Source organism: Burkholderia pyrrocinia (assembly GCF_022809715.1).
Classification (GTDB): domain Bacteria; phylum Pseudomonadota; class Gammaproteobacteria; order Burkholderiales; family Burkholderiaceae; genus Burkholderia; species Burkholderia pyrrocinia_C.
In genome coordinates this window covers 608,937-623,011 of record NZ_CP094461.1, presented here as the reverse complement: position 1 = coordinate 623,011, position 14,075 = coordinate 608,937, and the positions used below count along the sequence as shown (strand labels likewise).

The 14,075-nt window shown below is 66.1% G+C and carries 11 protein-coding genes and 1 pseudogene; all 12 read left to right on the top strand.

Going from position 1 to position 14,075, the window contains the following annotated elements; translation table 11 throughout:
* The first annotated feature begins 61 nt into the window (after positions 1-61).
* Positions 62-1,081: a cyclase family protein gene (locus tag MRS60_RS32895; RefSeq protein ID WP_131945711.1), complete on the top strand. Its 1,020-nt coding sequence runs from the start codon at positions 62-64 to the stop codon at positions 1,079-1,081.
* An 83-nt stretch (positions 1,082-1,164) separates the two neighbouring features.
* Positions 1,165-2,652: an MFS transporter gene (locus tag MRS60_RS32890; RefSeq protein WP_243566907.1), complete on the top strand. Its 1,488-nt coding sequence runs from the start codon at positions 1,165-1,167 to the stop codon at positions 2,650-2,652.
* A 355-nt stretch (positions 2,653-3,007) separates the two neighbouring features.
* Positions 3,008-4,270, top strand: a complete 1,263-nt coding sequence (locus tag MRS60_RS32885) for an MFS transporter (RefSeq protein WP_034184338.1) — start codon at positions 3,008-3,010, stop codon at positions 4,268-4,270.
* 139 nt (positions 4,271-4,409) lie between these two features.
* Positions 4,410-6,089, top strand: coding sequence for a flavin-containing monooxygenase (locus tag MRS60_RS32880; RefSeq protein ID WP_243566906.1), 1,680 nt, complete (start codon positions 4,410-4,412; stop codon positions 6,087-6,089).
* A gap of 82 nt (positions 6,090-6,171) precedes the next feature.
* Positions 6,172-6,876, top strand: a complete 705-nt coding sequence (locus MRS60_RS32875; RefSeq protein WP_034184336.1) for a CoA transferase subunit A — start codon at positions 6,172-6,174, stop codon at positions 6,874-6,876.
* Between the two features lies 1 nt (position 6,877).
* Positions 6,878-7,518 (top strand): annotated as a pseudogene (locus MRS60_RS32870) (CoA transferase subunit B).
* A 151-nt stretch (positions 7,519-7,669) separates the two neighbouring features.
* The gene (locus tag MRS60_RS32865) at positions 7,670-9,067 is read left to right on the top strand and encodes a KamA family radical SAM protein (protein WP_243566905.1); all 1,398 of its coding nucleotides are present in this window, start codon (positions 7,670-7,672) and stop codon (positions 9,065-9,067) included.
* Complete coding sequence (locus tag MRS60_RS32860) at positions 9,064-9,972, top strand: N-acyl homoserine lactonase family protein (RefSeq protein ID WP_243566904.1); 909 nt, start codon at positions 9,064-9,066, stop codon at positions 9,970-9,972. Before MRS60_RS32865 ends, MRS60_RS32860 begins: the two co-directional genes overlap by 4 nt.
* Complete coding sequence (locus MRS60_RS32855; protein ID WP_243566903.1) at positions 9,969-11,906, top strand: FAD/NAD(P)-binding protein; 1,938 nt, start codon at positions 9,969-9,971, stop codon at positions 11,904-11,906. The genes MRS60_RS32860 and MRS60_RS32855 overlap by 4 nt, the downstream gene beginning before the upstream one ends.
* A gap of 2 nt (positions 11,907-11,908) precedes the next feature.
* The gene (gene maiA / locus MRS60_RS32850) at positions 11,909-12,565 is read left to right on the top strand and encodes a maleylacetoacetate isomerase (RefSeq protein ID WP_051983840.1); all 657 of its coding nucleotides are present in this window, start codon (positions 11,909-11,911) and stop codon (positions 12,563-12,565) included.
* A gap of 2 nt (positions 12,566-12,567) precedes the next feature.
* Entirely contained in the window at positions 12,568-13,086 is a 519-nt protein-coding gene (locus MRS60_RS32845; RefSeq protein WP_051983839.1) for a cupin domain-containing protein, read from the top strand.
* Positions 13,055-13,969 carry an acetoacetate decarboxylase family protein gene (locus MRS60_RS32840; RefSeq protein WP_081938608.1) on the top strand — a complete coding sequence of 305 codons (915 nt, stop codon included), beginning with the start codon at positions 13,055-13,057 and terminating at the stop codon, positions 13,967-13,969. Before MRS60_RS32845 ends, MRS60_RS32840 begins: the two co-directional genes overlap by 32 nt.
* Positions 13,970-14,075: the final 106 nt, after the last annotated feature.

Sequence of the window (14,075 nt, the reverse complement as noted above, 5' to 3'; positions counted from 1 at the left end):
ACGTGCGACGCGGCCGCGAAGGACGGCCGCCGCACCCTGGACATTGCATGGAGGAGACACCATGAAGCCACGCTGGACCCATCGGCCGCCCGGTTCGAACTGGGGGGATTTCGGCCCGGACGATCAGAAAGGGCGCTTGAACTGGCTGACGGCCGACGCGGTGCTGCGCGGCGTCGCGGAGGTGCGCGAAGGCCGAGTGTTTTCGCTGAGCCTGCCGCTCGACGTACCGCGCGGCGGTGGGCTGAACGCGCGGCGCCGGCCGCCGGCGATCATGCCGGCGCTGCTCGGCGGCAAGCCGTACTTCGGCTATCGAGCGGACGAACAGGTTGCCAACGCAACCGACGTGGTCTGCGACGATTCGTTCTGCATGCACTCGCAGTTCTCGACGCAATGGGATGCGCTGTCGCACGTCGGCTCGCTGTTCGATCCGGCGGGCGACGGCGAGCGATCCCGCGTGTTCTACAACGGCTACCGGATGGACGAGCACATCCAGGTGCCCGAAGCGGGCGCGCCGCGCGGCGGTGCGCGCGCGCTCGGCATCGAGGTGATGGCGCAAAGCGGCGTGCAGGGGCGCGGCGTGCTGGTCGACCTGCGCCGCCACTTCGGCGACGAGCGGCGCAAGATCGGCTACGCGGAATGGATGGCGGTGCTGCGCGAGGACGACGTGGTCGTCGAGCGCGGCGACATCGTGTGCGTGCATACGGGCTTCGCCGATCGCCTGCTCGACGCCGACGCGCGCGGCGAGCCCGGTGCGCCGGACGTGTGCTGCGTGCTGGACGGCAACGATCCGCGCCTGCTCGAATGGATCGACGCATCGGGGCTCGCCGCGCTCGCGGCGGACAACCACGCGGTGGAGGAGCGCCCGCGCCATCCGTCGGCGCGCGAGCGGCCCGGCGCGCTGATGCCGCTGCACGAGCTGTGCCTGTTCAAGCTCGGCATTCATCTCGGCGAGCTGTGGCACCTGACGCTGCTCGCCAACTGGTTGCGCGCGCACCGGCGCAACCGCTTTCTGCTGACCGCGCCGCCGCTGCACCTGCGCGGGCTCGTCGGGTCGCCGGTCAATCCGGTCGCCACCGTCTGAACGCCGGCGCCGCGCGCACGCCGCGCCGGCGTCTTGTCCGCCGCTTCGCGCACGCTGCGCGGGCGGATCATCGAGGAGTCGCCATGTCCCATTCCCATGCGGCGTCGATTGCCGCGCGCATCGACCGCCTGCCCGCAACGGCCAGCATCTGGATGCTCGTGCTGTTCCTGAGCGTCGGCGGGTTTTTCGAGGTCTACGACCTGTTCCAGATGACCTACTTGCCGCCGGGGCTGATTCGCGACGGCATCTTTCACGCGGGCTCGCACGGCGTGCTCGGCATGTCGGACCAGGGCGCGCTCGGTGCGGCGACGTTCGCCGGATTGTTCGTCGGCGAGATGTTCGTGTCGCGCCTCGCGGACCGCTTCGGGCGGCGCGCGCTGTTCACCGGCGCGCTGCTGCTCTACACGGCGGCGAGCCTTGCGATGTGCGTGCAGACCCATGCGCTCGGCATTCTCGTGTGCCGCTTCATCGCGGGCTGCGGCATCGGCGCGGAGCTGATCACGATCGGCGCGTTCCTGACCGAGCTGGTGCCGAAGGCCGTGCGCGGCCGTGCGTTCGCGCTGTGCTTCGCGGTCGGCTATCTCGCGATGCCCGTGCTCGCGCTGGTGTCGTGGCTGTGGGTGCCTCACGATCCGCTGGGCATGTCCGGGTGGCGCTGGGTCGTGCTGCTCGGCGGCAGCGGCGCGGTCGTCGTCTGGTGGCTGCAGTCGCGGCTGCCGGAGTCGCCGCGGTGGCTCGCCCGCACCGGCCGCGAGGCCGAGGCCGAAGCCGTGCTGCAGCGGCTCGAGCAGGCAGTCGAGCGGGAATCCGGCCGGCCGCTGCCCGCGGTCCGGATGCCGGCCGTCGCAGCGCCGGCCGCGCGGCGCGCGCCGTCGATGTGGGATGCGCAGCATCGCGGCCGCACGGCGATGCTGATCGTGTTCAATGCATTCCTGAGCATCGGCTTCTTCGGTTTCAGCCAGTGGCTGCCGACGCTGCTCGCCGCGCAGGGCGCGACCGTCACGAAGAGCCTCTGGTATGCGTTCGTGATCGCGTTCGCGTATCCGGTGTCGCCATTCGTCGCCGGCCTGCTTGCCGACCGGATCGAGCGCAAGTGGCTGATCGTCGCGTCGGCGTTCGGCGTCGCGCTGTTCGGCACTGCGTTCGCGATGTCGGCGCAGGCGCCGTTCGTGATCGCGTTCGGCCTGCTCGTCACGCTGTCCAACACGGTGCTCGCGAGCAACGGCACCGCGTACCAGTCGGAAGTGTTTCCGACCGAGATCCGCGGGCGTGCGCTCGGCTTCGTGCATTCGATCGGCCGCCTGACGGGAATCGCGAGCAGTTTCATCGTCGCGCTGCTGCTCGAGCGCGCCGGGGTGTCCGCGGTGTTCGTGCTGATCGGCGGCAGCATGCTGATCGTGATGGTGTCGATTGGGGTGTTCGGGCCGTACACCAACAACCGGGCGCTGGACGAGATCGCCGGCCGCAGCGAGGATGACGCCGAGAACGCGGCGGCGGTGCGCGGGCTCGCCGCGTTGCCAGCTCGGCGTGTCGATGGGCGGCGTAAAGGAGCCGGGGATGGGGCGGTGTAATGGCACCGGCGGCTGCGGGGGTAAGACGCGGATTCGAACGGCTTCAGGGCGGCAGGCACCGTCGCGTAGTCGTCAATAAGCTTCCCGACACCCCGCATCGCCGGCCGTCCCTATTGCGACAGAGTCCCGGAAAGTCTTCGTCGATCTGTCCATCTATTACGTCGTCCTATTGAATTCCCGTCCGTGCACCAACGCCCGGCCGGGCCGCAAACCCGCCTCCACCAGCCATTCCTTACATTTCCGAAAGGAAGTCGTCGGTTATCAGTAACTACGATAATTTCTATTGCAGATACGTCTCTACTCGCAAATCCGGCCTTCGACTACTGTAGCTGTCACGTTACTACCGAGGCCATACATGTCCAAACTCAATATCAAACTACTGGGTCCATGCCTGCTCGCCATTGCGATCGACGCGATGGGGTTCGGGCTCGTGTACCCGATCATGGCGGCGATCTTCTCCGATCCCCAATCCGGCATCATCGGGGCCGATACGAGTCCGCAACTTCGCAATTTCTACCTGGGGCTCGGGTACGGTGTCTACCCGTTCTGCATGTTCTTCGGCTCCTCGCTGATGGGTGAGCTGTCCGACGGCTACGGCCGGCGGAAGATCATGCTGTTGTGCGTGTTCGGCCTGGCTCTCAGCTACTTCCTGATGGCGCTCGGCGCGCTGCTGCCGAGTATCGCGCTGTTGCTGGTCGGACGCGGCCTGAGCGGCCTGATGGCCGGTTGCCAAGGGATCGCGCAGGCCGCGATCACGGACATGAGCACGCCGGAAACCAAGGCGTACAACATGAGCATCATGTCGATCGCGTTCAGCGCGGGCGTCATCGTCGGCCCCGTGCTCGGCGGCGTCACGTCGGACCGCACGATCGCACCGTTCTTCAACTACGGCACGCCGTTCCTGCTGGTCGCCGCGCTGTCGGTCGTCTGCGGGCTCTGGACGTTCTGGTCATATCGCAACGCGGTCGCGCCGACCGGCAACACGCGTGTGGACCTGCTGATGCCGCTGCGGATCATCTACCAGGCCGGCACGCACCGCCGCATCGCGTTCCTGTCGATCGTGTTCTTCCTGATGCAGGTCGGCTACGGGCTGTATCTTCAGACGATCATGCTGGTGCTGCAGACGAAATTCCAGTACACGAGCTCGCAGCTCGGCCTGTTCAGCGGCCTGATCGGCCTGTCCTTCGTGTTCGGGCTGATGGTGATCGTGCGGCTGATGCTGAAAATCTGGAGCGTGGTCGACATCGCGAAGACGGGCCTGCTGATCGCGGGCATCGGGCAAGTGCTGTCGGCGCTGTTTCCGCACGAAAACACGCTCTGGGTGCTCGGCATGGTGGTCGGCTGCTTCGACATGGTTGCATACACCACCATGTACACCGCGTATTCGGACGCGGTGGCCGAGGACCGTCAGGGCTGGGCGCTCGGCGTCGCCGGCTCCGTGATGGCGATCGCCTGGGTCGTGACGGGCTTCCTCACCAACCTGTTGCCCGTGCTCGGCGAGCTCGGCCTGCTGATGGTCGGCGGCCTGAGCTTCGTCCTCAGCTTCGTGATGATGCTGGCGTATGGCCGAAAGTGGTCCGCGCCGACCGTGTCCGTCGGTTCTCGCGCCTACGACTGATGTGTCTTCTCCCGGCGCGCGCATCGCTGCCGCGATGCCGCCCGGGCGCCAGCCGGATTCCAGGCCGGCGCGTGCTCTCCCTGTATCGAAACGGAAGTACCCGATCAATCCAGCAACACGTTCATATTGAAGGACTGACATGGTGAATATCGCATCAAGAGACGAGGACGCCGCATTCGATATGGTCATCGTCGGCGCCGGCGTAGCCGGCCTGTACATGCTGCATCGGGCCAAGGAAGCCGGCCTGTCCGTACGGCTCGTCGACGCGGCGGACGGCATCGGCGGTACCTGGTTCTGGAATCGCTATCCCGGCGCACGCGTCGACATCGAGAGCTTCGAGTATTCGTACTCGTTCTCGCGCGAACTCGAGCAGGAATGGCGCTGGACGGAACGCTATGCATCGCAACCCGAACTCCTGCGCTATTTCGATCACGTCGCGCACCGCTTCGGGCTCTATGAACACATCCGACTCGGCACGCGGATCGATGCCGTAACGTTCGACGAATCGCGCGCCCGCTGGACGCTCGTCACTCAAGCCGGCGAACGCCTGCATGCCCGCTACTGCGTGATGGCGACCGGCTGCCTGTCCGCGCCGAAGGTGCCGGACGTCCCCGGATACGGCAGCTTCGCCGGCGAAACCTACTTCACGTCGCGCTGGCCGACCGGCACGGTCGACCTTGCCGGCAAGCGCATCGGCGTGATCGGCACCGGCTCGTCGGCGATTCAGTTCATCCCGGTCGCCGCGCAATCGGCGGCGCACGTCACCGTGTTCCAGCGCACGCCGAACTACAGCATCCCGCTGCGCAACCGTCCAATGGATGCGGAATACGAGCAGCAAATGAAGGCGAACTACGCGGAACTGCGCCGCATGGAATGGCAATCGCCCGGCGGCTTCGTCTGTGTCGGCGGCGAACCGCGTCAACCGCTGCGGATTTCGGCGTTGTCCGTCACGCCGGAAGAACGCCTGCGCGAATACGAAGCGCGCTGGGCCGCGGGCGGGCTGTGCTTCTACACGTCGTACAACGATCTGCTGACGAACAAGGACGCGAACGACACGCTGACGGCGTTCGTCCGCGCGAAGATCCGGGAGAAGATCGACGATCCCGTGCTGGCCGACAAGCTCACGCCGAGCGGCCATCCGATCCTGACGAAGCGCCTGTGCGCCGACAGCGGCTATTTCGAAACCTTCAATCGCGACAACGTGTCGCTGATCGACCTGAAGGAAACGCCGATCGAGTCGATCACCCGCAACGGCATCGTCGCAGCCGGCCGCGAGATCGAACTCGACATGATCGTATTCGCAACCGGCTTCGATGCGGTGACGGGCGCGCTGCTGAACGTGGACATTCGCGGGCGTGACGGCGAATCGCTGCGCACCGCGTGGAAGAACGGCCCGCAGACGTATCTGGGGCTCATGAGCGCGGCGTTCCCCAACCTCTTCAACATCGCGGGTCCCGGCAGCACTGCCTCGCTGAGCAGCGCGGTGCCGTGCGACGAGCACCAGGTCGAACTCGTGATGAAGCTGATCGAGCGCGCCGCGCACCACGATGCGGCTACCGTCGAGCCGACTCGCGCGGCGCAAGAAGCGTGGACGGCACGCATCCAGGCAATCGCGGAGAAGACGCTGATCCATCAGAGCAACTCCTGGTACGTCGGCTCAAACGTGCCCGGCAAGCCGCGTGCCGTCCTGCTCGATCTCGAGGGATTCGATTCCTACATCGCCGTATGCGAAGGCATCATCGAACGCGATTACGAAGGATTCCTGTTCGACAGCGTAACTGAAGATCATTCCATTCCAGAAAGTGTGGCCGAAGTCTGACCCCGCGACATCCTCCCGCTGAATCGGTTTCCTACACCGGCGATTCGCGTCCGACGGGCGCGAATCTCAATAAGGATTACGTATGAGTAAACTTCATTCGAGCGCTGCTTCAGCGCTCCGGGACATCGTGCGCGACGGCCAGACCTTCGCGATCGGCGGCTTCGGCCTGTGCGGCATTCCCGAGGCGCTGATCGGCGCATTGCGCGATTCAGGCGTCAAGGGCATCACCTGCATCAGCAACAACGCGGGCGTCGACGGTTTCGGTCTCGGCCTGCTGCTGGAAACGCGCCAGATCAAGAAGATGATCTCGTCGTATGTCGGCGAGAACAAGGAGTTCGAGCGCCAGTACCTGGCCGGCGAACTCGAGCTCGAATTCACGCCGCAGGGCACGCTCGCGGAAAAGCTGCGCGCGGGCGGCGCGGGCATCCCCGCGTTCTTCACGAATACCGGCTACGGCACCGTGATCGCGGAAGGCAAGGAAACGCGCCAGTTCGGCGATCGTCACTATGTGCTCGAGCCGTCGCTGACGGCCGACGTCGCGCTCGTGAAGGCGTGGAAGGCCGACAAGTCCGGCAACCTGATCTATCGCCGCACCGCGCGCAACTTCAACCCGATGTGCGCGATGGCCGGCAAGATCACCGTGGTGGAGGTCGAGGAGATCGTCGAGAACGGCACACTCGATCCGGACCAGGTTCATACGCCGGGGATTTTCGTGCAGCGCATCGTGCTGAACGCGACGCCGGAAAAACGCATCGAACAACGCGTCGTACGCGCGAAAGGAGACTGACATGGCCTGGAATCGTGACCAGATGGCGCGCGCGCGGCGCAGGAACTGCAGGACGGCTTCTACGTGAACCTCGGCATCGGCCTGCCGACGCTCGTCGCGAACCACGTGCCGGAAGGCGTCGAGGTGTGGCTGCAGTCGGAGAACGGGCTGCTCGGCATCGGCCCGTCGCCGACCGAGGATGAAGTTGATGCCGATCTCATCAACGCCGGCAAGCAGACCGTCACGACGCTGCCGGGTTCGTCGATCTTCTCGTCGGCCGACGCGTTCGCGATGATCCGCGGCGGCCATATCAACCTCGCGATCCTCGGTGCGATGCAGGTCAGCAAGCAGGGCGACCTCGCGAACTGGATGATCCCGGGCAAGATGATCAAGGGGATGGGCGGCGCGATGGACCTCGTCGCGGGCGTGAAGCGCGTCGTCGTGCTGATGGAGCACGTCGCGAAGGGCGATCAGCACAAGATTCTCGACGAGTGCAACCTGCCGCTGACGGGTGTCGGCGTGGTCGACCTGATCATCACCGATCTCGGCGTGATCGAAGTAACGCCGGCCGGTCTCAGGGTCGTCGAACTCGCCGACGGTGTGAGCGCCGGCGAGATCAAGGCGAAGACGGGCGCGCCGCTCGATGTAAGCGCCGTGTCCTGAGCACCGGCGGCGAACGGCAATGCAACACGCCGTTCCATCGATTTCGATTTGCTTTAGTTGTTTCGCTGTACTTAATGCATCACCTTTATCACCAGGAAGTTGATTCAGATGTCGTCACATTCATAAATCTAATCTGCTGGAGAGGGCCGTCATGAGTCAGGATCAGCTGTGGAAGTTCAAGCCGTATACGAGGCACACCGTTTCCCAATCGCCGCAATGGCAGCTGTTGCCGGGCGAGCTTCAGGAAGCCGTCGACGTCGTTTCGCGCGTGCTGCCGTTTAGAGTCAATCCCTATGTGCTGAACGAGCTGATCGACTGGGACAAGGTTCCCGACGACCCGATCTACCGGCTCACGTTCCCGCATCGCGACATGCTGAAGGACGACGAGTATGTGGCGATCCGCGATCTCATCCACGAAGGTGCCGACGAAGCGCGCATCGAAGCCGTCGTTCGCCGGATCCGCCTGCGGATGAACCCGCACCCCGCCGGGCAGCTGACCCACAACGTGCCCTATCTCGACGGCGTGCCGCTAAGCGGCCTGCAGCACAAGTATCGCGAGACGGTGCTGTTCTTTCCGAGTGCGGGGCAATCCTGCCATGCGTATTGCACGTTCTGCTTCCGTTGGCCGCAGTTCGTCGGCATGGACGAGCTCAAGTTCGACGCTCGTTCGTCGCAGGAGCTCACCGCCTATCTGCGGCGTCATCCGGAAGTTACCGACATTCTCGTGACGGGCGGCGATCCGCTCGTGATGAGCGCCCGCGCGCTCGGCGAATACCTCGAGCCGCTGCTCGCACCGGAGTTCGACCATCTGCAGAACATCCGGATCGGCACGAAGTCGGTCGCCTATTGGCCGCAGCGCTTCGTGAGCGACAAGGACTCGGACGACCTGCTGCGCGTGTTCGAAAGGGTGGTGGCGTCCGGGCGCAATCTCGCGATCATGGGCCATTACAACCATCCGCGCGAACTGCAGCATCCGATCGCGCAGCGGGCCATGCGGCGCATCATCGGCACCGGCGCGAGCGTACGCATCCAGGCGCCGCTGATCCGGCACATCAACGAGGACCCGGCCGCCTGGGCCGAGCTGTGGACGACGGGCGTGCGGCTCGGAGCGATCCCGTACTACATGTTCGTCGAACGCGACACCGGGCCGAGCGACTATTTCAAGCTGCCGCTCGCGCGCGCATACGAGATTTTCCAGGCCGCCTACCGCTCGATATCGGGCCTCGCCCGCACCGTGCGCGGCCCATCGATGAGCGCGTTCCCGGGCAAGGTGATGGTGGACGGCATCGTCGAGCTGGCCGGCGAGAAGGTGTTCGCGCTGCAACTGCTGCAGGCCCGCAACCCCGAATGGGTGCGCCGGCCGTTCTATGCGAAGTTCGATCCGAAAGCGACCTGGTTCGACGAGCTCGTCCCCGCATTCGGCGAAAAAACCTTCTTCTTCCAGGACGAACTGGCAGCGATGGAGCATGGCGCCGGCGGATCGGGCCGGACCATCGCCGTGGCCCATCGCGACGCCGTGCGCCCCGATTTGCTGGAGGCAGTGGAATGAGCGGCCTTCTCGATCAGGAAAGCGCGGAGTACGAAGTCTTTGCGCTGCGTTACGCGACGCACGACGATCGGCGCAGCGGCGAGAACTATCTCGGCGACGATCCGCACGACGACATCTCCATGCCGCTCGACTTCTATGTGTGGGTGATTCGCGGCATGGGCCGCACGGTGCTGGTCGACACAGGGTTCGACGCGCCGACGGCCGCCCGGCGCAAGCGCCGCTATCTGCATTCGCCGGTGGCGCTGCTGGGCGAGCTCGGCATCGACGCGGCAGACGTGGACGACGTGATCATCACGCACATGCACTACGACCACGCGGGGAACATCCGCGAGTTTCCCGGGGCGACGCTGCATATCCAGGATGCGGAGATGGCGTACTGCACCGGGCGCTGCATGTGTCACGAAGCGATTCGCAAGCCGTTCGAGGCGCATGACGTGTGCGCGGCGATCGAACGGCTGCACGCGGGCCGCGTGCGATTCGCCGACGGCGATCACGAGGTGGCAGCCGGCATCCACACGCACCTGATCGGCGGCCACACGGCCGGCCTGCAGGTGGTGCGGGTGCGCACGGCGCGAGGCCATGTCGTGCTGGCCAGCGACGCCGCGCACTACTGGGACCACATCCGCTCGAAGCGCCCGTTCCCGATCGTCTTCAACGTCGCGCGCATGCTCGACGGGCATGCGGTGATCGAAGCGCTGGCGGACGGCCCCGACCACATCATTCCCGGCCACGATCCGGCGGTGCGCCAGCGCTTCCCGCGCTGGAACGGGCATCCGGACATCGTGGCGCTGCACGCGCCGCCCTTGAGCGACGCGCACCTCGCCGCCGATGCGTCGCGCGCGGCGGTATCGAACCCGGCGACAGCATCGGCCGACGTTCAACTCGAAACGGGAGAAACGCAATGACGAACACGATTTCGATTGCGATCATTGGCTTGGGGCCGCGCGGCGTCACCGTGCTCGAGCGCCTCGTCGAGCACGCGCGCAATATTCCGGCCGGCGTCGCGCTGGACATCACGGTGTTCGACGCCGGCGAATGCGGGCAGGGCGCTCATCCGTCGCGCCAGCCGGATCACTTGATGATCAACACCGTCGCGTCGCAAGTGACGATGTTCGCGCCGTCGAGCGAGCTGGGCCGGCACGGCGCGCCGTCGCTCGTCGAATGGGCGCATGACAGCGGATATCGCTACGTCGACGGCGCGTTCCGGAAGACGTCGGTCGATGCGGGCCGCCCGCTCGACGATGCCGACCATCTGCCGCGCAGCCTGCTCGGCGAATACCTGTCCTGGGTTTATGCACGGATCGTCGCCGCGCTGCCGCGCAGCGTCGCGGTGACGCATCGCCGCGCCCGCGTGGTCGATCTCGTGCCGGCCAAGCGCGGCTACGAACTGCATGTCGACGACAGTGCGCCGGCCTTTGCGCACTATGTGTTCCTGACGACGGGCCACGGCACGCGCCGGCCCACCGAGAGCGACCAGCGCCTCGCGCAGTTCGCGGAGCGGCATCAGGCCAACAACGCGCAGCTCGCATACGTGCCGTCGCCATACCCGATCGAGACGCTGAACGATATCGCCCCCACCGCGACCGTCGCCATACAGGGGTTCGGCCTGACCGCACACGATGTCGTGTCTGCGTTGACGATCGGCCGTGGCGGACGCTACGTCGAACGCGACGGCGAACTCGAATACCAGAAGTCCGGGCTCGAACCGCAGATCCTGCTGTTCTCCCGCAACTGCCTGCCGTTCGCCGCGCGCGGGATCAACCAGAAGGGGCTGACGGGGCGCCATCGCCCGCGCTTTTTCACGCCGGACGCGGTGGCGGCATTGCGTGCGGCCGCGCTGGACACGACGGGCAACAGCCGGATCGATTTCCGCGTTGACGTGCTGCCGCTGATTATCAAGGAAATGGCTTACGCGTACAGGCTCGCGCTGCAAGGCGGCAACGTCGATGCCGACGGGTTCGAGCCGCGCCCGGATGAGCTGCACGCGATCGGCCAGATTCTGTGGCCGCTCGAGGGCAGGACGTTCGAATCCTTCGACGCGTTCCGCACGTTCTTTTTCGCGCTCATGCGCGACGACCTGCATCACGCGCTGCTCGGCAACCTGACGAGCCCGGTCAAGGCGGCGACCGACGTGCTGCGCGATACGCGCGAAGCGTTGCGCGCGGCCGTCGAATACGGCGGACTGACGCCCGATTCGCATCGCTACTTCGTCGACGAATTCAACGCCATCACCAACCGCGTGTCGTTCGGCCCGCCGCTGCGGCGCAATCGCGAGCACCTCGCGCTGCATCGCGCCGGCTTGCTCGACATCGCCGGCGGCCCCGGCGCGCGGCTTGTCGCCGACGAGACGTGCGCGCATTTCCGCATCGAGGCGCAATACGGCGAGCGGGTGGAGCGCCGCTACGCGGACGTGCTCGTCGTCGCACGGCTCGATCCGTATTCGCCGGCCACCGACGGTTCGCCGCTCTCGACCGCACTGCTCGGCCGCGGCATCGTCCGCCCGTACCGGAACGGCGACTACCACCCGGGCGGACTCGACGTCGATACGGGTATGCATCCGCTCGGCCGCGACGGCGAAGCGCAGTCGCGCCTCTGGGCCATCGGCTTTCCCATCGAAGGCGCGCACTTCTACACGCATGCGCTGCCGCGTCCGGGCATCGCGTCGCGGCAGACGCGCGACGCCGAGCGCTGCGTGCTCGAACTGCTCGACATGATCGCGGCCGAACAGGCCACCGGCCCGGCCCGCATCGGCGTGCCGGGCGACGACACCACTGCGGCGCGCGATTCGCTCGCAGCCGCGCCCGAAGCCGCGTTGACAGCAGCGCTGGAGGGTAACTGAACATGCTGACCCTGCACGATTTCCACCGCTCGTCGGCATCGTTCCGCGTGCGTATCGCGCTCAATCTGAAGGGCGTCGCCTACACGACGGTCGTTCAGGATCTCGATGCGCGCGCCCACCGCGCCGATCCGTATCTGTCGATCAATCCGCAAGGCCTGCTGCCCGCGCTGCGGATCGGCGACCGCGTGCTGACCCAGTCGTCGGCGATCGTCGAGTATCTCGACGACGAATATCCGGACCCGCCGCTGCTGCCTGCCGGCACGCAGGAACGCGCGCGCGTGCGCGCGCTGTTCCAGACGGTCGCGGCGGACACCCACCCGATCACGGCCATGCGTGTCGCCCAATACCTGAAAGAGGCGACCGGCTGCGACGACGGCGTGGTGCTCCGCTGGAAGCAGCACTGGATCACCACGAGCCTGGGCGCGCTCGAGACGATGCTCGCCGGCAGCGCCGAGACAGGCCGGTTCTGTCACGGCGATCGCCCGTCGCTCGCGGACCTCGCGCTGGTGCCGCAAATCGTCTCGGCCCGCAACGTCAACATCGATATCGCGCCGTATCCGACCGTATCGCGCATTCATGACGCATGCATGCAGCTCGCGGCGTTCCGCGATGCCCATCCGGATACCTGTTCATCCCACCCTGCGTACAACAAGGAGTAACCATGCAGACGATCGAAGGCGACATTCTCTCGTTTTCGGAATATCTCGAACTGACGTCGAAACCCCCGGCCGACCCTGTGGTCTGGAAGTGGGAGTCGATCGAGTCAATGACGCGCAGCCGCCCGCACAACCCGCAGGGCACGCTTGCGCTGTCAGGCGGCAGAGTCGATGAGCACGGGACAGTCGCCCCCGATCTGTCACTCGTCATCCAGGTACTGAAGCCCGGCGAGATGACGGAGCGGCATCGCCATTCATTCTGGCATCTGTACATCGTTCATTCGGGCTCCGGAGAAATGGCGTTCGGCGAAGACCAGACGTGCGAGCGACTCGTGCCGGGCGACACGGTGTTCGTGCCCGCCTGGGGCTATCACGCCATCGGCAACCCGTCGGGCACCGAGCCGTTCGTGCTGTTCCGCCTGCAGAACCTTCCGCAGAACGCGAGTTCGGGCAATCTCATGCGCGAAATCCAGGGGGAGCTGCAAATCATCTATGCCGGCGCGGGTCTGGCATCCCATCGGTAAAACGACGCGCGGGCCGGCCGCACACGGCGGCCGGCCCGCGTACAGACGAAGGAGGTGTTCGTTGGCTTACACGTTCGAGAAGGGGCGCATCTATCGAATGCCCACTCACTTCGGACCGGCACCGGGCCCCCGGCAGGTGCCGAACGCGCTCGCAGTCGACCCGCACCGCAATCCGACGCGCATGACGGTATCCGCGTCGTTCCTCACCGACGCCGCCCGGCTGGAACGGCATCTTCCGGAACGTTTCACGCTCGCCGGCGAGCCCGTCGTGACCGTCGAGTTCCATTACCTGACCGGCATCGACTGGCTCGCCGGACGCGGCTACACGATGGTTCACGTGAGCTGGCCCGCGATCTTTGCGGGGACGCGCGACCGCGCCGCCGGAAAGTTTCTCGCGGCGGTATGGGAAAACCTTGCGGATCCGATCATCACCGGCCGCGACGAGATCGGTCATCCGAAGCTCTATGCCGACGTCGCGGCGCCGCGGCAGTTCAACGGCGAACAGCATTGCGAAGCGAGCTGGATGGGCTTTCGCTTTCTCGAACTCGGCGTGACGGGATTGCGGGAGCCGGTCGCCGACACGCCGCCGGCCCGGTCCGACGGCACCTTGATGCTGAAGTACACGCCGCGCACCGGCGACTGGGGCGAGACCGAGCTGTGCCAGGTCACGCTGACGCCGGTTCACGACCCGTACGTCACGATCGACAGGCGGCACGTCGGAGATGCGCGCGTGCGCTTCAACGTCGCGAGCTGGTCGGACCTGCCGACGATGGCGCACGTCGTCAATGCCCTCGCCGAGTTGCCGATCGTCGAGATGCGCGGCGGCTCGATCGTGCACGCGCATGGCGGGAAACCCTACCTCGACCAGTGCGTGCTGTCGTAACGCGCATGCCCCGGCCCGTCCGGCATCGCGCCGCAAGCTTTCGCGCGATGCGCGGATGCCATCGGGCATTCAACGTTTGCTTGACCCGACCCGCCGGGCAGTCCGG

Coding starts and splice junctions, on each gene's coding strand:
- MRS60_RS32855 (WP_243566903.1), top strand. CDS start 9,969: ATGACGAACACGATTTCGATTGCGATCATTGGCTTGGGGCCGCGCGGC.
- MRS60_RS32885 (WP_034184338.1), top strand. CDS start 3,008: ATGTCCAAACTCAATATCAAACTACTGGGTCCATGCCTGCTCGCCATT.
- MRS60_RS32890 (WP_243566907.1), top strand. CDS start 1,165: ATGTCCCATTCCCATGCGGCGTCGATTGCCGCGCGCATCGACCGCCTG.
- MRS60_RS32875 (WP_034184336.1), top strand. CDS start 6,172: ATGAGTAAACTTCATTCGAGCGCTGCTTCAGCGCTCCGGGACATCGTG.
- MRS60_RS32880 (WP_243566906.1), top strand. CDS start 4,410: ATGGTGAATATCGCATCAAGAGACGAGGACGCCGCATTCGATATGGTC.
- MRS60_RS32840 (WP_081938608.1), top strand. CDS start 13,055: ATGCCGGCGCGGGTCTGGCATCCCATCGGTAAAACGACGCGCGGGCCG.
- MRS60_RS32845 (WP_051983839.1), top strand. CDS start 12,568: ATGCAGACGATCGAAGGCGACATTCTCTCGTTTTCGGAATATCTCGAA.
- MRS60_RS32865 (WP_243566905.1), top strand. CDS start 7,670: ATGAGTCAGGATCAGCTGTGGAAGTTCAAGCCGTATACGAGGCACACC.
- MRS60_RS32895 (WP_131945711.1), top strand. CDS start 62: ATGAAGCCACGCTGGACCCATCGGCCGCCCGGTTCGAACTGGGGGGAT.
- maiA (WP_051983840.1), top strand. CDS start 11,909: ATGCTGACCCTGCACGATTTCCACCGCTCGTCGGCATCGTTCCGCGTG.
- MRS60_RS32860 (WP_243566904.1), top strand. CDS start 9,064: ATGAGCGGCCTTCTCGATCAGGAAAGCGCGGAGTACGAAGTCTTTGCG.